We start from the raw sequence: 20,969 nt of genomic DNA, 5'->3' as shown, positions 1-20,969 counted from the left end.
CGGGCGGAGGTCTCTAGTCTATGAGACAAGGAAAGGATAAAGAGACGAGATATTTGAAGATTTTTTGTATAGAGGAGGCTTTACGAAATGAAAAATAGGATGAAATTGATGATTGTATTCACTGCGATTTTAGTGATGCTTACAGGATGCTTCGGTTCGGACAAGCCAGTCGCGAATGTCAGCAGCGGCGGGATAACGGACAATCTGTCGATGCCGTGGATCGCTTCCAAAAATACGACGCGCATTAACTCGGCCAAGGCTGCGGAAGCAGCGGCAATCGTATCGCAGACGTTATGGATGGCCACAAGCGATACCAATAGGCCGGGAGGTGTCATTATTGCCGATCCTACGGACTGGCAGGCGGCTCTCGTCAGCGCGAACCTGATCCATCATCCGAATGACGGTCCCGTCTTATTCGCAGACAAGGGTGAAGTTCCTGAAGTGACACTGCGGGAGTTGAAACGGCTTCGCCCCAAGGGAGTGGACAGCAACGACAGTATCCAGGTTATACTAGTCGGCAATCTGGATGCGAAGGTTGAAAATCAGATTAAGGCGTTAGGCTATAAGACGGACAGAGTCGGAGGGGTCAATGCTCCTGCTCTGGCCAAGGAGGTTGACGCTTATTATGCCGATGTTACGAAGGAGCTTCCGCAATCCGTTATTGTAGGGTCGATGGACAGTGCCGATTATACGATGCCGGTCGTCAATTGGATTGCCCATATGCCGGAGCCGCTGTTATACGTCAAGAAAGATGAAATTCCCAAAGAAACTGCCGAAGCTTTATCGATGCGAGACGGACAAGCCAACATCTATATTGTAGGGCCGGAGTCGGTTGTATCGAGCAAGGTAGAGGAGTTGTTGGGGCAATACGGGAGAGTCGTCCGTATCTCCGGAGACGATCCGTATGAGAATGCGATAGCGTTCGCGAAATACAAGGATCCGGCAACGGGTTTTGGCTGGGGCATTACAGCACCAGGTCATAATTTCTCCTTTGTATCAAAAGCAACACCGGAGCTAGCACTCGCTGCGGCCCCCTTTTCCCATCTAGGCAAGCATGCTCCACTTCTCTGGACGGACAAGAAGGGCATGCCGGATACTGTCATGTCATACGTCATGTCTGTTCAGCCGAAGTATAGGGATTCACCGGTCGAGGGTCCCTATAATCACGCTTGGCTTACAGGTTCAATGGACGAGCTGTCCGAAGCGGCGCAAGGTGAGATTGACACTATGCTGGAGATTGTCTCGGAGTCAGGGGCAGGCCATGGAGTCCATGGCGGTGGAACGGCAGACAAAGAGCAGCCAACATCGGATGAACATGACAGCAAAGGCGAGGGCGGAAGCTCTCATCATTGATCTGACCAAGAAGCCTCTACCCGCGTAATGGCGGAATAGAGGCTTCTTTCAGTTCCTATGGTTTGCATAGTGAGTGCGCTCGCTGCGCTTCGGCTAATCTCGTTCAATCACCCTCTGCAGAGGCTGCAACCTACTTTTTCTTCCGTTTGCTTATCAGCTCGTTCTCTCCAAGACTGCCGCTTCCGCCGCCAACGGCGTGCTGCTGCTTCGTGCGCGGACTGTCAATGGCGGAGTTTGTGCCTGCGGCGCTGAAGCCCCCTGCGCCTCCTGCAACTTGGGTGGCGGATGCGAGCTCCTGTCCACTGGACAGCTCGACCACTTGCTCATTAATGACAATGATCACTTCTTTGTCCTGATGATGCTTGCGGGAAGCTGTCTTGTTTTTATGCTTGCTTCCCTTCTTTAATCCTTTGTTCTTCGCAATGCCGCCTGCGCCGACGCTTTGCTGCTGGAATGCATCTGGCGAGTTGATCGCTCCGTTGTTGCCTGCAGTGCCGCTGCGGCCCGCACCATTTGCGATCTGCGTAGTGTTCGGCGCATTCGTGAATTGCCCGTTGTAAACGAAGACAACACGGTCAACGCCTTTCAATGGCGTCTTGGACACATAGTGTTGCTGTCCCTTGCGAAGCATGATTACAAGCTCGTCCTTCTCTTTGCCCATAGCCTCATCCCTTTCATGCCATCCGTTATGATCTATTCTATGAACGGAGGAAAGGAGAGGCTTGGACAAGTGCGGCCGGCTGTAAAAAGATTGGATAAACCCAGCGACTTACATACGCGTCGGCGCAGGAAGACCTAGTGTATCCAGCGCATCGCCCATCGTGTGCTGGAACAAGGAAACGAGCCATAAGCGGTAAGCTTTTGTAGCCTCGTCGGCCTTTAGAATCGGACAAGCCGCATAGAAGTTGTTGAACAGCGAGGCCAGCTCGTAGGCATAGTTGCAGATGACCGTCGGGGACAGCTCCCGAGCGGCTGCATGCAGTGTATCCTGCCAAGTGGCGATATGACGAATTAAAGCCAGCTCCGCTTTCTCCTTCGGTTGCGCCTCTACAAGTATGTCGGACACGCTAATACCGTCCTCTGTCGCCTTCGCGATAATGTTCGAGGCGCGGGCGTAAGCGTACATGAGGTACACCCCGGTATTGCCGGTCACCTCAGTCGCTTGCTGAAGATCGAATACAACCTCCGTCGATAAGGCGAAGCGCAGCAGATAATAACGGATAGCTGCGGCTCCAATCATTCGGCTTGACAATCCGTTCGCGTCCGAGCGCTTCTGATCAATAACGCCCTGCATCCGGTCAAGCAGATCGGTGACCTTGATGCCGACGCCTTGTCTGCCGGACATGGCGTAAGAGGTTTTGCCTGACGAGATGTCGATCCCAAGCTCCTCCGCTGCGGCGGGGCTTAACGATACGACCCCATAGCTGACATGGCGGAGCTTATCCGCTTGCTCGGTATACCCCAGCACCTCTAGCGCTTGTTTTACCATCGCCTGCGGATATTGCTGTCTATAGTCGATTACGTTAATAACCATATCGGCATGACCATATTGCGAAGACGGGGCACCTGCTTGATGAGTGGACCATAAACCATCGGAGAACGGCTTATACGAGAAGTCTTTGTCCAGCAATCCGAACTTCCAAAGATGGTAGGCGATGTCCTTGGCCGTATACGTCAGGATGCCGTTGGAGCGTACGAGCACCTTATCCATATGGTGCTGCTCGGCTTCCTCCGTTGCTGCTTCTTCCGTCTTCGCAACGGATTGTTTGAGCACCCAGCAGCCTTCAAGCTTGCCGGACTTCTCTTGCTCGAAGGATGAGGTGCCTTTCAGCAGCTCGAAGGCTGCTTCCCAGAAGCCTTCCCTTACGATCTGGCTCTCCCATACGAGCAGGTCGTAGTCGATGCCGAAGGCATTCATCTCCTCCAGATGCTCGCGCACAATACGCTCTGCGACGAGCAACCCGATCCAGGCCAAGCCATTGTCACCCTCCTCCAGCGCATGCAGCACATTCGTACGTTCACTGAGCTTGTCGGGATTAGCCGTATACTCCCGATTGACGCCGGAATAGATATCCCAGCAAAAGTCGCCGAAGCGAGCATGCTCTCTACTGAGCGGGACATGCAACAGTCCAACAACGGTATCGGCCAGTTGATTGCCCAGGTCATCAATATAGTTGTGCACTTCCACTTCACGGCCGATTTTTTTCAAAATACGGGCTAACGTATCGCCAATGCAAGAATTGCGCAGATGGCCGATATGAGCGGATTTGTTCGGATTGATTGAGGTATGCTCAATAATCGCTTTGCCTTCTGCCACAGGAGGAAGGGTGAAGTCTCGTCGCGTCCACTCGCTCCAATTCAGATGGAGATTCAAGAAGCCGGGCGGCGCAACATCAATTTCACGTACAAGTGAGGATAGCTCAGGGTCGATCTCCAGCTTGTCTTTCAGCAGCCCCGCTATGTGCAAAGGGGACTTCCGCAGCGTCTTGGCCAATTGCATAGCCACATTGGTCGAATAGTCGCCATGCTCCATATTCGCAGGCTGCTCCACATTGATCTTCAAGTCTCGGGGCTTATCAACCCCTAATTCATGGTGTATCTCATGTAGTGATGCAGCAATACGTTCCTTCATCCATTCACTTAACATAACCTTTCCTCCTTTGGCAAAATAAAAAAACGCCCCGTCTCTTGGAAAAGAGACGAAGGCGTATGCATTCGCGGTACCACTCTTGTTGCTGAACTTGTCGTTCAGCCACTCTAACGGATAACGGTCGCAGCCGAGACTTCCTACTCTGATCGTTCAGAAGTCTATCTCATGGGTCCGGTTCACTGCTGCTTCCGTACCGGCTCTCACTCTCCCGGCTCGCTTGAACTTCGGCTGACAGTTACTCTCCCAATCGTTGATTGTTCGATATGTTTACTCATTATAGCGGTTCGGCCGCAAAACGCAAGCCCTTTATATCTGCCAGATATAATGGAGTCGCCCATGGAGAGATTGTTCAGCATGAAGGGTATGGTGAGCTGAACAGATATAGAAAGAGGGTTTTGACCGATTTTCAGAACATTTCACAGAGGTTCAATTCCCTTAAACATGCACAACTTTCGCATCCCCCCTATGGGGGATCTTTTACTATAATAGGCCAAAATCCACTTTTTTTGGCATGGGTGTAAGCTTCTCTGTATGCGCCACTGAGGTATATCAGGCTAAGTATCTTGATTATTTGCTAGAACATTACGATGATCTGAACTTGTCTTACCCGTTCGTCCCTCAAGTAGGCAAGAGCATCTGTTGTGGAATGCTCCTGCCTGCTTTTTTTTGCGTTTGTTCTAAACGCTTCCCAGAGGCAAGATGGAAGATGTAATGATCCGTTGCCGAAAATAGGAGGAAATTGGTCCCTTTATCCAGAATAGAATTAGGCATATCGTCACAAAATCAAGTTCGGATCTCAGAGGGAGATGAGCGCAGATGGGGACTTATGTCGAGTACAAGGAAGGATTCGCAGGCTTGCCGCTGCCATTCGCTTATGTAGATGTAGATAGGCTGGAGCGGAATATTGCTGCTATCGCGAGTGCGGCAGGGGGCAAGCGGGTACGGATTGCAAGCAAGTCGATTCGGTCAGTTGATGTACTCAAAAAAATACTGGCGGCACATCCTTGTTATCAGGGAGTCATGTGCTATACCGCGGCGGAAGCGGATTTTCTGGCAGGACAGGGAATAGACGACTTGCTGCTCGGTTATCCGCAAGGCATATCTCCTTCCGTTGATCGGTTGCTGGACCGAATAGCGGACGGTCGGACGGTCTCCTTTATGGTGGATTGCATAGAGCATGTCGAGGAACTGGAACGTCATGCCCGGGCGAGGGGCGTTATCGTTCCGTTGTGCCTGGACCTTGATTTGTCCGTTTCCTATCCCGGCTTGCGCTTCGGCGTATGGCGTTCCCCTTTGTCTTCATGGGAGAAAATGAAACCGGTTGCGGAACGAATAGTCGATTCGCCTTGGCTCGTTCTGGATGGGCTGATGGGTTACGAAGCACAGGTAGCGGGTGTGGGCGACAATGCACCGGGTGCAGCGATGCGCAACGGAATGATTCGATGGCTGAAGAAACGCTCCATTGCCGAGGTATCGAGAAGACGAGAAGAGGCAGTACGAGGCATCGAGGCGCTAGGCGTTAAGCTGAGGTTCGTCAATGCAGGAGGAACAGGCAGTCTGGACAGTTCCCGCCTAGAGTCTTGGGTGACGGAGCTCACGGCTGGATCCGGCTTTTATTCGCCGGGCCTGTTCGATAACTATGTTTCGTTTCGTTACGAGCCGGCAGCGGGTTTCGCCGTTGAGGTGGTTCGCCGGCCAACCGAGCATATCGTCACTTGTCTGGGCGGGGGCTACGTCGCATCGGGGGCGGCGGGAACTGACAAGCTGCCGAAGCCGTATTTGCCGGAAGGGCTGTCCTTGCTTCCGCTGGAAGGAGCGGGAGAGGTACAGACGCCGCTTCGCTGCCCTCAAGATGTCCAGCTTGCGATTGGGGATCCGGTATTTTTCCGCCATGCCAAAGCTGGCGAGTTAGGCGAGCGCTTCCCCGTTCTCTATGCGATATCGAAGGGAGCAATTGTCGGGCAGTACAGCACTTACCGGGGGATGGGGGAGTGTTTCCTATGAAGCAGAATGCCAAAGGATGGTCCAATTGGTCGGGATCAGTGACCGCAAAACCGCGTGAAGTGATGCTGCCCACTTCCATAGATGAGGTGGTCACAGCTGTAAATCAGTGCAGACGGGAGGGAAGAAGGCTGCGTGTCGTTGGCTCCGGTCATTCGTTCACGGCGGTTGCCGCAAGCGATGATCTGCTAATCTCGCTTGATCTTCTGCAAGGCATTGTGAAGGTGAATCCGGAAGAGGGCACTGCAACGGTCTGGGCCGGTACCAAGCTGAAGCGTCTGGGCGAGGAGTTGTTCGGCCATGGCCTTGCGCAAGAGAATTTGGGGGATATCGATGTCCAGTCTATCGCAGGGGCCATAAGTACAGGAACACATGGAACGGGACGGGAGCTTGGGACCATCTCGACGCAGGTCGTCGGGCTAACGGTGGTGACGGGGCAAGGCGAGGTTCTGGCTTGTACGCCGGCATCCCATCCGGAATGGTTCAAGGCGCTGCAGGTCTCGATTGGCGCATTAGGTGTCATTGTGCAAGTGACCCTTAGGCTGAGAAGCGCGTATAAGCTGGAATACGTAAGTCGTCGAATGCCGATTAAGGAATGTTTGCTTCAGTCCGAGCAGTTGGCGCAGGAGAATCGTCATTTTGAGTTTTATTGGTTTCCATATGCGGAGCCCTGTCAAATAAAGCTGATGAACGAAACCGATCTGCCGCCCGGAAGCCGCAAGGTGAGAGATTACATCGGAGACGTCATCGTCGAAAATGCCGTATTTGGCTTGTTGTCAGGCATATGCCGGAGAGTGCCAAGAGCGAGCTCTGCCATTAGCCGCTTGTCCGCTTCGCAGGTGCCGATTGGCCGAAAGGTTCAGTACAGCCATAAACTGTTCGCGACAGCGAGGCTCATTCGATTCAATGAGATGGAATACAATGTGCCTGCGGATGTAATGGTTCCGATTATCGAAGAGATGCGAGAGACGATGTCCCGCGAGCGATTCCATGTTCATTTTCCCATTGAATGCCGCTATGTCTGTGGGGACGACATTTGGCTGAGTCCGTCATATGGGCGGGATTCTGCTTATATCGCTGTACATATGTACAAAGGCATGCCGTATGAAGCTTATTTTGAAGCCATGGAGGAGATTTTTCTTCGTTATGGCGGGCGGCCGCATTGGGGCAAGCTGCATACGCTTGGGAGCGATCGCTTGAAGGAGAGGTATCCGATGTGGGAATCCTTTCGCCGTGTAAGAGCAGAGCTGGATCGGGACGGTATTCTTCTAAACCCTTATGTAGAAAAGTTGCTGGACGTATAGCTCCACACTAAATAAAACGTCGCATTCCTCCGCCTAGTGGCTAAGAAATGCGACGTTATTTATAGCTTAGGGGACATGCAGGGATAGGTGTACCCTATGCATTGGAAGCCTCTGCTCTCCAATACGGGTCTGCTCATCGGGCTTGCGTCTACTGTGAATAGCCCGAAGCCCCGTTTCCATGCTTCCTGGGCACGGACAGCAATTAGGCCGGTGTAAAGGCCTTTCCCTCGGAATTCGGGTAGTGTAGACCCGCCCCAAAAGCTGCAAAACGAAGTTCCCGTATGCATATACATCCAGGAGCCGCTAACGATACGTCCCGACTCATCATAAGCCCCGTAAATCATAAGCTCGTTGGACGTATGACGAAGATCACGCTTGAGCCGCTCTCCCAGTTCATGATGCGATTCTTGCCATATGGACTCTTCCAATGCCATGAGCGCATCAATGCCTTCATCGTCAGTAATGGCTTTGATTGAACTCGGGATGGAGGTTGTCAGCAAAGGATGCTCCGAACCAAGCTCCAATACCATAAGCGCTTCGGCATCTCCGATCTCAAAGCCGTGAGTGGCTAGCCGCTCCTTCAAATCTGATGGTTCATCAAAGTCAAACAGCTTCCATTCGAAGCGTTGGCCTAGCCTAGCGAAGTAATCGAGCTCACGCTTAATGATGGCATCCGCATGGCTGGCCGTCAGGTTGGAGTAGCTGATGTAGCCGTCCTCATCCCCGGAATTGATTTGCCGCACAATATACTCGTCAGCTTCCCGACGGTTGCCGGGATAGACGATATCGATTCTTTGCTCGCGGTTGTATTTTTCGATAATGTCTGACTTACTCATGTAAGTATCAACTCCATTTTTTTAGACTCAGAACACCTGCTTGCGAATGACTTGCAAAGCATGTTCCAGCTCCCGTATATCTTCAGGTGAAGCGTCTTGGATACGCGCCATGAAGCGTGCTTCAATCTCATTGAATGCCTGACCCATTATAGCCTGTCCAGAAGTCGTAAGCTGGATGAGCTGCTTTCTCTTATCGAGGGGGTCGCTTGTTTTCTCACATAGTCCCTTCTCCTCGAGCTTGCGAATTTCGCGGCTCGTATTCGGCATGGACATATGCACACACTCGCTGACCTCGCTTAAGGTCGCCGGTTGGCTGACCATTAGATACTCCAATATATCGTATTGAGCAGCCGTAGTGCCCTCAGGCCGCACATCTTTGGTGAACTGATGGGTCGCTTGGTGAAATTCGCTCAAAAAAGCGACAAAGTTTTGAAACATGGAGCGCGGATGGTTCACGGCAATCACCTCTTTAGTTCACGATATCAAACTCGTTATCATATTACAATGAAACATATATAATTATCATTTGACAACTAAAATAAGAAAATGTACGATATAGTTATCAAATGATAACTATAGGAGTGAAGCTGAATGAACGTTTTAGTCATATATACACACCCGAATCATGAAAGCTTGAGCTACGCCTTTTTGCAGCGGGTTTTGCAAGGGACAGGCGAGAATCCAAATATCGCGCAGACACAGGTGTTAGATTTATACGGGGAGAGCTTCGATCCTATTCTGCGATTCGATAAGGTGAAACGAAGAAGGGATATGCATGCCGATCCCAGGCTGGAGAGGCATAGAGAGCAGCTGCGATGGGCGGACAAAATCGTATTTGTCTATCCTATTTGGTGGGGCAGACCTCCTGCGATGCTTCTCGGCTACATTGATCAGATGTTTGCCTCCGGTTTCGCTTACCGGGATAATGGAGGGCTTCTGCCGGAGGGGCTTCTGAAAGGGAAAAGCGTTGTGTGCGTTTCTGTCATGAAAGGTCCGCCGCTCTATCCGCTATACTGGCTGAATAATGCGCATAAGGTACTAATGAGAAAGGCTTTGTTTTCGTATGTAGGCATGAAGAAGGTGAAGTTTTTCGAATTTGGAAATATGGAGAAGCCCGGCGGCAAGCAAGGCCGCAAGCTTGAGCGGATTTATCGCTATTTCAAATCCGTCGCACACTGATTTTAAGGAGGCTCCTGCGGTTGACGATTTTTTGGGAGGAGTGATATATTGAACTCCATTGATTACTATTCGACCATGAAATGACAATAGAAACGGGGGCTCTTAGATGTCTGGCCATTCGTCTTCGCGAACGACCCCGCGTTCCAAATATACGTTTGGATTCGGACTCGCGATTTTTATCGTGATGGCTGTTTTGTATGCGGCGGGTGTAGCTTATCTGTTTCGGTCCGACTATATGTCGGAGGGGATCATGCTGGCTGCTGCGTTCGATGGTATAGTTGCGATGCCGGTTTTATTTTATATGCTTTGTATGCGCGTGGCTCCATTGCCTAAAGGATGGCTAATTGCCATTGCTGTTGCCGCCGCGCTCTTTATGTATGTAATGACGCCTGCCCCGTATGCCACCGTGCTGTCCTCGGCTCTGCGTTGGCTGCTTCCGGCAATGGAGCTTGTGTTAGTTACTTATTTGCTGCTCCGGCTGACCACAATTGTGAATCGGTACCGTTCCATAGCTCGTCTGACCAAGCAACCGCCAATGATGGTGCTGCGAGAAGCGCTTATACCTATGTTAGGATCCGGAGCTTTGCTGGAGATCGTGACCCATGAGCTTAACGTGCTGTATTATGCCATCATGGCAGGATCAAAGAATTCGAACAGGCCGCAGGGAACCTGCTTTACCTATCATCAAACTTCTCAATTCAAGATGGTATCCATTGTATTCTCGATCATTATCATACTGGAGACCGTCGGCTTACATTTCTTGTTAAGCATGTGGAGCCCCTGGGCTGCCTGGTTATCCGTCGCTATGAATATATATGGCATCTTATACTTGATAGCTGCGAGCCGGTCCATGGCACATCTGCCGCATCGATTTACGGAACAACACATGCATATTCATTATGGATTTCAGGGCAGTGCTGTGATTCCCTTATCTATCATCGATAGCATCGCTCAGGCGGTACCAAGAGCACTGGGCGAAAAAGTGCCTAAGCACATGTATTTGGCCTACTCCAGTATAGACACACCGCAATTCGAAATTCGATTAAAACAGCCCTTACATGTAAAAGGCGTGTATGGAATAAGCAAACAAGCCTCCAGCATAGTCATTACGGTCGATGATCCTAAGGCCTTCATAGCGGAGTGGGAGCGGTTATCCGAGTCATCTACGATTTGAGTCCATTGACTTGTCATGAGTACCTGTAAGAAAGTGTTTTAAAAAGAACGGGAGGCGGGTTTTCTCATGACCAGATGGTTGCTGGGGTTGATTGTGGCGACAGGACTGATTCATTTGGCTACGTTGTCGGTAGACAGCGCGCCGCTGCATTGGATATTTAAGCTGCTTCCGATGACGCTGATTATAACGCTGGCCGTCACGTCCCATCCAGGGAGGACATCGGGCATCTATAAGGGACTAATCGTCACGGGGCTAATCTTCAGTATTGGCGGGGACGCGTTTCTGCTTATACCAGGCGATAGTTGGTTTACGATGGGGCTTGCCTCCTTCCTTATCGGGCATCTATTCTATACAGCTGCCATGTTGACGCGACTGAGTGGGCCGCTGCTGGGCTGGCTGTCAGGCATTCCAATCGTATTATATTGCATTTGGATGGCTAACCGATTTTATGAGGTTCTTACTGTTGATGATTCTGCCAGCGGACTATGGATTCCCGATCTCTGTTACATTATCGTGATCGGGCTTATGTTCTGGAGCGCTCTATTAACTGGTAATCGGTTTGCCGCCTTGGGAGCGCTATTGTTCGTTATCTCAGATTCGGTGCTGGCATGGAACAAGTTCGTGGAGCCTGTGCCGTCGGCCGGGCTTCTGATCATGTTGACGTACTTCTCCGCTCAGTTATTCCTTGCAGGCAGCATCTCAGGCAGCTTGCTCCGCAGAGGGAATACTTCAGCTCCAGGCTAAAGGCTAATCTATAATACGACTGCAGAGAGGACGCCCAATCGGCGTCCTTTTACAATTTCGTTACGAAACCTACACAATCGCTTAATATGGGTCTGACACTGGACAAACATAGCCTTGTTAAGATGAGTTGTCTCATTCAGTCATCAGGACGAATCGACAACAATCTTTTAAACGAGGTGGTAGGTTTGTTGTTCAGGAGTTGGGGAAGGCAGCAGTGGCTAATGGTGTTGCTGGTTATTGCAGTGATGTCAGGCGCAGTCATACCGTCTGCAGGAGTTTCTGCGGCAGAGGGTACATCGACAAGCAACAGCACGGCAGTAACGATTGTAGATAAAGGGTCAACGTGGAGCTATAGCGATGAAGGCATTGATTATAGCGACGCTATGAAAAATGTGGCCTTCGATTATGCAGCGTGGAAAGTTGGCGTTGCTCCATTCGGTTATAAGGTATCGGGCGGCAAGGTTACCAATGATGTAGCACCGGCATCGGTGTTCGACAAGGCAGCTACGATTACTAGCTTTGGCGACGATGCATCGAAGAAGTATCCTACAACCTATTTCAGTAAAATCATTCAAATGGAAGATGTGAATGCTTTTGCTAGTTTTGAAGCTACACTTGGTGTAGACGACGGCATTGTACTGTATGCCAACGGTGTTGAAGTGTACCGTGCGGGCATGGCGGAAGGCGAAGTCGGCTATGAGACATTGGCGACTTCGGGCAAGGACAAGCCTGTTGTCTACACAGCGGATTTGACAGACGCACTGAAGTCGGCGCTTCGGAACGGCGACAACAAGCTGACTGCTGAAATTCACAATCAAAGCTTAACCAGCTCGGATTTGTATTTTGACATGCAGCTGACAGCAGTAAAGGGTTCTGTCACAGAGCCTGTGGAGCCGCTGGAAGTAGTGAAGAAAGGCGCGAGCTGGAGCTTTAATGACAAGGGCATTGATTATAGCGCGGTAATGAAGAACGGGGCATACGATTTCTCAGCGTGGGATATTGATCTGGCGCCGTTCGGCTATAAAGTGAAGAGCAACGTCCCGACGAATGAGGTAGGTCCAGACTCTATCTTCGATAAGGTAGCTACGATTATTAGCTACGGCGGGGATGCAAGCAAGAAGCATATGACGTCTTATTTCAGCAAAAAAGTAACGATTGACGATGTCAGCCTGTACGATACTTACGAGACCATATTTGGTGTAGACGACGGCATGGTGTTCTATGTGAACGGGGTTGAGGTATTCCGTGCTGGCTTGCCTGAGGGCGAGATCGGCTACGATACACCGGCGACTACATCCAAGGATCTTCCGATTATTTATACGCCAGACCTGACAGCGGCGCTGAAAGGCGCGCTTCGCGATGGCGACAACGTATTTGCTGTTGAAGTGCATAACCAGAGCCTCAGCAGCTCTGATCTGTATTTTGATATGATGATGACTGCTCTGCCTCCCGGCGAAGAAGGCGGCGAAGAAGAGGAGCCGCCGGTAGAAGAGGGCAAGAACATTGCGCTGCTGGCGAAAAACTCGGTCTGGAAGTATCTCGACAATGGTTCTGATCAAGGTTCAGCTTGGAGAACTGCGAGTTTCGGGGATGCGGCATGGCAAGCAGGACAGGCACCATTGGGCTATCCTGCGAACGATTCGACAACTCTGTTCGGCGGTATGAAAACGGTCGTCAGCTTCGGTGACGACCGAACCAAGAAGCATCGTACGACCTATTATCGTACAACGTTCCAGGTAAAGGATTTGGCTTCAATTACGAAGCTGTTCGGCCAGTTTGGCGTAGATGACGGCGTTGTGTTGTATGCAAACGGCGTGGAAGTGTATCGCTTCAATATGCCGGAAGGCGAACCGGATTATCTTACGCTTAGCGCAACGACAATTGGTAGCCCAACCACCGAAACGGCTGATTTGACGCAGAGCATGCTAAGCGTGCTGAAGGAAGGCACGAATGTGCTTGCTGCCGAAGTACATCAGCGTAGCGACAGCAGCTCCGATTTGTACTGGGATATGCAACTGATCGGCAATCCGGTCGGTCTGTCGCCGGAATCGTCCGGGGACCTGATTCCGACAGCGATTGCGCTGACTTATAACGGAGATCCGAGTACGGCTCAAGGTTTTGCATGGTATACGGATTCCAGCATTGTAGGCACTAAGCTGCAAGTGGCCGAGGCGTCGAAGGTAAACGGCAATACGATGCCTGCAGCTGACACGACGACATTTAACGGAACATCAACAGAAATTCACGTGTTCCAGTCCCGAGCGGACAAAAGCGCGGGCAAGCGTATTTCCTATGCAAGTCATAAGGCTACAGCAACAGGATTAAAGCCTAATACCACGTACAGCTACCGCCTTGGAGACGGCCAAGAGGGGCATTGGAGCGAAATTCGTACATTCAAGACAGCGAACCCAAGCGCTGATGCGTTCCAGTTCCTGTATATGACGGATACGCAAGGTACGACAGCAGCGGATTACGAGACGTGGAAGCATACGTTGGACGAAGCGATGAATACGTTCCCGGCTTCGGAATTTTTTACGCTGACTGGCGATTTGGTTGATCATGGCGATATCGAGGATCAATGGATGTGGCTCTTGAATACGCCGCAGGATACACTGCGCAGCCTGCCGTTTGTGCCGGCGCTTGGCAATCATGAGAGTAAGCTGAACAATAACTTCTGGTATCATTTTAATGTGCCGAATGTATCGTATACGGGAGCCAAGCCAGACGGTTCGGTCTATTCCTTCGAATACGGCGATGCTCAGTTCATGATTATCAACACCGAGTACAATGAAGTCAATGGCGTCGATGTGGTGTACAAGAAGCAGGAAGAATGGCTGAGAGCGGAAGCGGCGAAATCCAATAAACCTTGGAAAATCGTCCTGTTCCACAAATCCCCTTATTCCGTAGCCAGCCATACGAATGATTCCGATGTGCTGTTCTTCCGCGATAAGCTGACGAAGCTGTTCGACGAGATCGGCATCGATGTTGTGTTGAGCGGCCACGATCACACATATACACGGACTTATCCGATGTATGACAATGTGCCGCAGAAGGATACGGCCAAGGATGCGGACGGCAGCTTGCTGAATCCGCTGGGTACGATGTATCTGGTGAGCAATGCGGCAGGCGACAAGCGCTATACGCCGAAGGCTGGTCCATTCCCGTTCGCGGAGAAATACGGGCAGCCGGGAACAGAGATGTTCACAGGTATTACGGTGACGGAAGATGCTATGTCGTTCCAGGTGTATACAACAAGCGAGCGCGGAGCTACGGAGCTGTACGATGAGTTCAGCATTAAGAAGACGACGCAGCAGCCGAACAAAGTTCGCAATGCGACGATTAGCGCGATCAAGGATGGAAAGGCGACGCTGACTTGGAATGCGGCGCAAGGCAATGCGGCGGTTGACGCTTATCGTATCTATGAAAAGTCCGATAAGCTGGGGCCGAATTGGAATGCTCGTGTAGTTCCTGCGGAAGGGGCGAATGCCTTCACGTATGAAGTAACGGGCCTTGATGCAACCGTAAAGTATGAATTTGTCATCAAAGCGATGAGCGGCAAGACGAACTCCGAACCGGTTGTTGCGGTTGTATCGTCCGGCAACGGAGGCAACAATGGCGGTGGTAACAACGGCGGAGATAATGGCGGTAACAATGGAAATGGCAATGAAGGCAATAACGGTGGTGGCGAGGGCAATAACGGCGGTAATGGCGGCGAAGGCAGCGAACCAGGCACGCCGAAACCAACTGTCACAGATATCGCCAATCACTGGGCAAGCTCCTCCATTGAGCGTGCGCTGAAGAACGGTATTGTGAACGGCTATGGCGATGGCACGTTCCGCCCGGATATGGGGGCGTCGCGCGCTGAGTTTGTTGCCATGTTGGTTCGCGCGCTGGGGCTGCCGGCAGCCAAAGAAGGGACAGCATTCGCGGATCAGGATCGCATTCCGACCTGGTCGCAGCAGAATATTGCTCAAGCAGTCGAAGCGGGATTAATCGGCGGCTATGACGACGGCACGTTCCGTCCGTCTGGACAAGTGAAGCGCTCCGAGCTCGCTGTCATGATTGCTAGAGCAGCGTCACTTCAGATTGATCCGGCGGCGAAGCTAAGCTTCTCCGATGCAGGCGATGTGCCGCAATGGGCCGTTCCTTATGTAGCGGCAGTAAATGAAGCGGGCCTGATGCAAGGCAAGGGCAGCAACCGCTTCGACCCATCCGCAGGCATGACCAGAGCGGAAGCGGTGACGGTTCTCTTGAAGCTGCAAGAGCTCAAGGAGAAGAAGTAGAAGTAGTCTGCGCACAAATACAAGTAGAGATGAAGCCTCTCGGTAAGACTGACGGGAGGCTTCGTTTTTGTGTTTTGGTTGTGCACATCAGTGGCGTAATTACTTGCCTCGAATGTGCAAATCCAACACTTAAATGCGCCAGTTGGTGCAATCCGGAAATAGAGTCGTTCTACTGAAGTGTTGGGAAGTTGAGAAGGACGGAAGCCCACCCTACCAGTCAGCATGATTAGTACGATTAGATTCGTTTAATCATAAAGCTGACAAAAAAGATCGCCAGCACAGCCAAAACGGCTATGCGAGGCGATCTTTTGATTTCAGCGGACACTGGCGTTAAGCCTTCTCTTCATACAAGCGGACAATCTCGACGATTGTTTTGACGGCCAGCTCCATATGGTCGACTGAAACGTATTCATAGCGGCCGTGATAGTTCATCCCGCCGGTAAATATATTCGGCGTAGGCAGTCCCTTGAAGGACAGCTGGGAGCCGTCGGTACCGCCGCGAATCGGCTCGACGATCGGAGTGATGCCGAGATTGACCATCGCTTCATATGCGATGTCGACAACTTCCTTCACCGGCTCGATCTTCTCGCCCATATTGTAATATTGATCGTTCATTTCCAATTGAATGCGTCCCTCGCCATACTTGGCTTGGAGCTCTCCGACGATGTGGGACAGCAGTTCTTTGCGCCCAATGAAGAGATCGCGGTCATGGTCGCGAATAATATATCTAAGCGACGCTTGCTCAACATCGCCTTCCAAAGCCATCAAATGGAAGAAGCCCTCGTAGCCATCCGTATGCTCAGGAGCTTCGCCAGCCGGAAGCTTGCTGTTCAGCTCAATCGCGATTTTGATCGCGTTGATCATTTTGTTCTTCGCCGTGCCGGGATGAACGTTTTTGCCCGAAATCGTAATTTTAGCTCCTGCAGCGTTGAAGCTTTCATATTGCAGCTCGCCAAGAGGTCCGCCATCCATCGTATAAGCATAAGTAGCGCCAAAAGCATCGACGTCGAACCGATGAGCGCCGCGTCCGATTTCCTCGTCAGGCGTGAAGGCAATGCGGATGTTGCCATGCTTGATCTCCGGGTGGGCAATCAGGTAGGCCATGGCTGTCATAATCTCGGTCATGCCTGCCTTGTCATCGGCGCCGAGCAGCGTCGTGCCGTCAGTTGTAACGAGCGTATGTCCCTTGTAGCCTGGCAGCTCAGGGAACTCCGATGGGGACAGAATGATGCGCTGAGCTTCATTCAGTACAATGTCTCCGCCGTCATAATTGTCGACGACCTGTGGGTTGACGCCTGCGCCGGTCATATCTGTCGCCGTATCGAGATGCGCCATAAAGCCGATCGTTTTTACGTCCTTGACCGTATTGGCAGGCAAAGTTGCCATTACATAACCGTTATCGTCTACAGTTACATCACTCATGCCAATCGCCTTCAACTCCTCGACCAATATGCGGCCAAGCGTCAGTTGGCCGGGCGTGGACGGGCATTGTTCGTTGCTTTCATTCGACTGAGTATCGACTTTTACATATGTGAAAAACCGTGAAAGCAGCTCTTGTTTCATTGACATGGGTTGTTCATCTCCTATATTCATCTTCAAGCAAAGTATAATATAAAGCAGGCAACAAATGAAAGGCAACCACAGTACAGCCGCTTCTCAAGGATCATAATGACGAAAATCAAAGAGCCGGAAAACCAAGAACCGAATGATGGAAATCGAGGAGCTAGAAAGTGAGGATCACCATGGCAAAAATTCAGAAACAGGAACGCGAGTCTTTTGCCCAAATCGCACGGAAGCTGAATCCGGCGGGGGAGCTGCTTGAATTCCGCACGTTGAAGGGAGGCGTATCGGCCTCCACCACTTATATAGAAGTTACAGAGCGAGAAGGTGGTGCGATTAGCCGTTATGTTGTTCGGCAACACGGCGAAGCTGATTTGCAAAGGGACCCGGACATTGCGAGACATGAGTTTGAACTGGTCCAGCAGTTGGAGCGCCATGGTGTTGCTGTCGCAGAGCCTGTGCTTTACGATCAATCCTGCGACATTCTCCCCAGTCCGTACATGGTTGCAGCATTTATTGAAGGCTGCGCCGAACTGCAGCCACAGCAAGCCGTTCATTATGCCGAGCAGTTAGGGGACGAGCTTGCAAATATTCATCGAGTTGCGATTAGCCGAGCAGAACTTCCTTTTTTGACTGACATGTACGCCGCTGTTGCCGATAAACTGCGGTCGACACCTGATCGGCCCGATGATTCGTTGAGTGAAGGAGTTATACGCGAAGCGCTGAATAAGGCCTGGCCGAGTCTGCAGCGAAATGAAGGTGCAATTCTGCACGGCGACTATTGGCCGGGGAATGTACTGTGGAAGGACGGAGCGATTGCCGCGGTCATCGATTGGGAAGACGCTGCGTGGGGTGATCCGCTGTCAGATGTCAGCAATGCAAGATTGGAGCTGCTCTGGTCGTACGGTGAAGAAGCGATGGAAGCCTTCACGAGGCAGTATCGAACGGACATGCCGAACCTGGCTTACCAGAGCTTGCCTTACTGGGATTTATGCGCGGCGCTTCGTCCTGCATCCCGCTTGTCCAGTTGGGGACTGGAGCCGGATGTCGAACGTGTCATGCGCAAGCGTCATGCCTGCTTTGTCGCCCAAGCGCTGGCTAATAGGCAATAGGAGGTTGAAGAGGGGTGCCATGTGAAATCAGGCGCCCCCTCTTACGGAACAAGACAATCTTGGCCTGCTCCTAATGCTCAAGCCTGCTCCCGCAGCCCTTTGTTTTTGGTGTAAATCATACCAATCGTTTTCTCCAGCTCCGGTTCTCTGAGCCGCAGATCACGGAGATTATGCTGCTTGGTGACGAGGCTGACGGCTTCACCCAACGAGACATCGCTTCGGTCAAATTGATACGTCACGTTATGACCGGAATGCGCAACCACCTGAATACGGGCATCCTCCAGAATAGCGTCGTCACCTCGATACTCCACTTCAAGCAACGTACCTCCGCCGAATTGACGGCTGAATGCTTGCAGGCCGCCATCATAGATGATCTGCCCGGCATCAATCATCATAAGCCGGTCGCAAACCTCCTCAATATCATCCATATCATGGGTAGTTAAAATAACAGTCGTTTTTTTCTCAGCATTCAATTCTTTCAGAAACCTTCTTATATTGGTTTTGGCGATCACATCGAGCCCGATCGTCGGCTCGTCCAAATATAAAATTTTAGGATCATGCAGCAGGGAGGCGGCAAGGTTGGCCCGCATTTTTTGCCCCAGACTGAGCTGTCTGATCGGCGTTCGGTAGAAACCCTTCATCTCCAGCAATTCCACCATAAATTCTACATTACGTTTGAAGATAGATGGCTCGATCCGGTACATACGCTGGAACAGCTTGAACGTGTCTTCCATGGGAAGATCCCAATATAACTGCGAACGCTGGCCGAATACGACGCCGATATGCATCGCGTTCCGCTTGCGATCCCGGCTTGGCTCGATGCCATTGGTCAGAATATGGCCTGAGGTGGGGGTAAGCACGCCGGACAGCATCTTGACGGTTGTGGATTTGCCGGCTCCGTTCGGACCAATGAAGCCTACGAGCTCTCCTTCCTTAATATGAAAAGAAAGATCGGATACGGCGGTTTTCCACTCATAGGCGCGGGAGAATAAGGATTGGACGGAAGCTAGCCAGCCGCTCTCGCGAGGCCGGTTCACTCGATAGGCTTTGGACACGTTATGAACTTCGATCATCGTCAAGTCTCCTTTATTTAAGAACCTGTGCTGTGATAATGTTTGATGCCCCATCGCCATAGTAGAATCGCACCAGTAATGAGCACGGCTCCGACTGCTAATGTCAAATATTGAAATACGGGATGGAACAGGAGGAAGTCTTGTTTGTTCAAAAAATATTGCGCCGGATAAAAGTTAATAAAGGCATACGGAACAATTAGCGTTAGTACAACCTGAATCGATGCCGGATAGATGGAGACCGGGTAACGTATGAAATCTTTGAAATCGAACAGGAAGAGCTGGGCCAGACTTGTATTTCGCACCATCCAGAAGGACGGTATTGCGGTATAGATGAAAGCCGAGGCTTGAATTAGCATGCCTCCAATTAATGTGACGAGCAGGAACGCATAATCCCATAGGCCGAGAGAAAGATCCAAATGATAGATGCAGATCCCGATGAACAGCAGTCCGAAAGCAACGTTGGAAAAGTAAGATGCAGTAAATTCACGGCTCATCAGATAGAGCAGAGGGTTCATCGGTTTGGTTAACAACTCGTCAAACTCGCCGGACTGGACTTTGGCTGGAAGTTTGGTGAAGGGATGGAAGCAGAAGAACGCTGCCATCGAATAGGACGTTAAGTTCAATGCGTATAGAAACATAATCTCGTATTGCCCCCAACCGGCAATGGATTCGAAGCGGTAGAGCAGCACCCATATCAGGGCAAATTCGGTGCTCCATACGATGCCCCGGGACAGGAAGGTCAGCAGGAAGGCCGCCCGGTATTCGATTTTGGCTTTAATGTTGATGCGGATAAAGGTCCAATACAGCGATGCGTATTCCATGACTAACCTCCTTGAACGAATATTTTATGCTGTGCCCGGGACCATAGCCATTTCTCCGCTAGCAGGAGGAATAGAATCCAGACGCCTTGCAGGGCGATTATACCGATGGCTCCCGCCGTATCAGTCTTCCCGGCCAGTATGGCAATAGGCTCGAACGTAACGAGCCGGAAGGGCAGGAACGTGCCAATATGCAGCAGCCACTGCGGGTAGAACCATAAGGGGACGAAGGTACCGGCGAACAGCTCATAGAAGGCCTTCATGAACCAATCGATGTAATAGGCATTGCCTGTCCAGAAGCTGGTGAGCCCGAGTATGTAATGAATGTGATAGATGATGACGATGCCACAGGTCACGCTAATGACAAACAGCAGAATCCTCAGAGGATCGGCGGCAATCGCCGGAATGCTCATAAAGACGAAGTAGATCGCACAGGCTGGAACCGCGCTGAAGAGAAAGCGGAATAGATTCTCTCCCCATTGGTCCGCAATCATATACGATTTGAAGGATACGGGCCGGATGAGATCCGTGCTGATGGAGCCGCTGACGACTTTATCTCCGATCGTCGAGCCGATCCGGGAGTAGGTCAGCATGCCGACCAGCAAGTTAATAAGGACGAAAAGCATCATATCACCATAGGTGATTCCATTAATCGCATCATTCCCGCGGAACAAGCCTTGCCAGACACTCATAAGAACGAACAGCTTCAAGAATGAGCCAAAAGCAAGAATAACGGTGTTGCTTCGATAGACACTGTGCATGCGGAATGATGTCATGGCGAACATAGCGAACAAAGAAAAGGGTGCCATCGCGACTACACGATTCCTCCTTTCAAATTGTGTAAGATTTGTATTTTCTGAGACTTATCTTAGCCGAATGATA

At 51.1% G+C, this 20,969-nt stretch carries 16 protein-coding genes and 1 other annotated feature; of the genes, 8 read left to right on the top strand and 8 right to left on the bottom strand.

The features are described 5' to 3' along the window. The first annotated feature begins 87 nt into the window (after positions 1–87). Positions 88–1,353 (top strand): cell wall-binding repeat-containing protein, encoded by a 1,266-nt coding sequence (locus tag DX130_RS19270; RefSeq protein WP_206098860.1) that lies wholly within the window; start codon positions 88–90, stop codon positions 1,351–1,353. 130 nt (positions 1,354–1,483) lie between these two features. Here DX130_RS19270 and DX130_RS19265 read toward each other — a convergent pair whose 3' ends face one another. Both DX130_RS19265 and DX130_RS19260 read right to left on the bottom strand, forming a co-directional pair. Beyond that, entirely contained in the window at positions 1,484–2,014 is a 531-nt protein-coding gene (locus tag DX130_RS19265) for a hypothetical protein (protein ID WP_116048143.1), read from the bottom strand. Between the two features lie 108 nt (positions 2,015–2,122). Next, positions 2,123–4,000: an arginine--tRNA ligase gene (locus tag DX130_RS19260; RefSeq protein WP_116048141.1), complete on the bottom strand. Its 1,878-nt coding sequence runs from the start codon at positions 3,998–4,000 to the stop codon at positions 2,123–2,125. Between the two features lie 45 nt (positions 4,001–4,045). Beyond that, positions 4,046–4,263, bottom strand: a binding site (T-box leader). Between the two features lie 556 nt (positions 4,264–4,819). On the opposite strand from DX130_RS19260, the gene DX130_RS19255 reads away from it, so the two are divergent. Together DX130_RS19255 and DX130_RS19250 are read left to right on the top strand one after the other, a co-directional pair. Continuing rightward, entirely contained in the window at positions 4,820–6,007 is a 1,188-nt protein-coding gene (locus tag DX130_RS19255) for an amino acid deaminase/aldolase (RefSeq protein WP_116048139.1), read from the top strand. Continuing rightward, a complete protein-coding gene (locus DX130_RS19250) occupies positions 6,004–7,308 on the top strand; it encodes a D-arabinono-1,4-lactone oxidase (protein ID WP_116048137.1) in 1,305 nt (434 codons plus the stop codon). Before DX130_RS19255 ends, DX130_RS19250 begins: the two co-directional genes overlap by 4 nt. Before the next feature lie 59 nt (positions 7,309–7,367). On the opposite strand, the gene DX130_RS19245 is transcribed toward DX130_RS19250, so the two are convergent. Beyond that, entirely contained in the window at positions 7,368–8,144 is a 777-nt protein-coding gene (locus DX130_RS19245; protein WP_116048136.1) for a GNAT family N-acetyltransferase, read from the bottom strand. A 27-nt stretch (positions 8,145–8,171) separates the two neighbouring features. Continuing rightward, on the bottom strand, positions 8,172–8,600 hold the full coding sequence (locus tag DX130_RS19240) for a MarR family winged helix-turn-helix transcriptional regulator (protein ID WP_240644592.1): 429 nt from the start codon (positions 8,598–8,600) through the stop codon (positions 8,172–8,174). A 135-nt stretch (positions 8,601–8,735) separates the two neighbouring features. Here DX130_RS19240 and DX130_RS19235 point away from each other — a divergent pair, with 135 nt between their 5' ends. From DX130_RS19235 to DX130_RS19220, 4 genes are all read left to right on the top strand, one after another. Further along, the gene (locus tag DX130_RS19235; protein ID WP_116048134.1) at positions 8,736–9,323 is read left to right on the top strand and encodes an NAD(P)H-dependent oxidoreductase; all 588 of its coding nucleotides are present in this window, start codon (positions 8,736–8,738) and stop codon (positions 9,321–9,323) included. 106 nt (positions 9,324–9,429) lie between these two features. Further along, positions 9,430–10,497, top strand: a complete 1,068-nt coding sequence (locus tag DX130_RS19230; protein WP_116048132.1) for a hypothetical protein — start codon at positions 9,430–9,432, stop codon at positions 10,495–10,497. Between the two features lie 66 nt (positions 10,498–10,563). Then, a complete protein-coding gene (locus DX130_RS19225; RefSeq protein ID WP_116048130.1) occupies positions 10,564–11,241 on the top strand; it encodes a lysoplasmalogenase in 678 nt (225 codons plus the stop codon). A 188-nt stretch (positions 11,242–11,429) separates the two neighbouring features. After that, positions 11,430–15,524, top strand: a complete 4,095-nt coding sequence (locus DX130_RS19220; protein WP_133297950.1) for an S-layer homology domain-containing protein — start codon at positions 11,430–11,432, stop codon at positions 15,522–15,524. Between the two features lie 330 nt (positions 15,525–15,854). Here the strand turns inward: DX130_RS19220 and pepT are convergent, their stop codons facing one another. Continuing rightward, a complete protein-coding gene (pepT, locus tag DX130_RS19215; protein WP_116048506.1) occupies positions 15,855–17,087 on the bottom strand; it encodes a peptidase T in 1,233 nt (410 codons plus the stop codon). Between the two features lie 179 nt (positions 17,088–17,266). Between pepT and DX130_RS19210 the strand changes: the two genes are divergently transcribed. After that, positions 17,267–18,196 (top strand): phosphotransferase family protein, encoded by a 930-nt coding sequence (locus DX130_RS19210; protein WP_116048126.1) that lies wholly within the window; start codon positions 17,267–17,269, stop codon positions 18,194–18,196. Positions 18,197–18,273: 77 nt separating this feature from the next. Here DX130_RS19210 and DX130_RS19205 read toward each other — a convergent pair whose 3' ends face one another. Genes DX130_RS19205 through DX130_RS19195 form a run of 3 tightly spaced genes read right to left on the bottom strand, consistent with a single transcriptional unit; the run spans position 18,274 to position 20,896 of the window. After that, positions 18,274–19,269 (bottom strand): ABC transporter ATP-binding protein, encoded by a 996-nt coding sequence (locus tag DX130_RS19205; RefSeq protein WP_206098859.1) that lies wholly within the window; start codon positions 19,267–19,269, stop codon positions 18,274–18,276. 17 nt (positions 19,270–19,286) lie between these two features. After that, positions 19,287–20,090: an ABC transporter permease gene (locus DX130_RS19200; protein ID WP_116048123.1), complete on the bottom strand. Its 804-nt coding sequence runs from the start codon at positions 20,088–20,090 to the stop codon at positions 19,287–19,289. A 2-nt stretch (positions 20,091–20,092) separates the two neighbouring features. Then, positions 20,093–20,896 carry an ABC transporter permease gene (locus tag DX130_RS19195; RefSeq protein WP_116048121.1) on the bottom strand — a complete coding sequence of 268 codons (804 nt, stop codon included), beginning with the start codon at positions 20,894–20,896 and terminating at the stop codon, positions 20,093–20,095. Between the last annotated feature and the right edge of the window lie 73 nt (positions 20,897–20,969).

The organism is Paenibacillus paeoniae, from assembly GCF_003388735.1.
Taxonomy (GTDB): Bacteria; Bacillota; Bacilli; order Paenibacillales; family Paenibacillaceae; genus Pristimantibacillus; species Pristimantibacillus paeoniae.
Note: the sequence above shows the minus strand (reverse complement) of the source record. Positions and strands in the feature narration are given on the sequence as shown.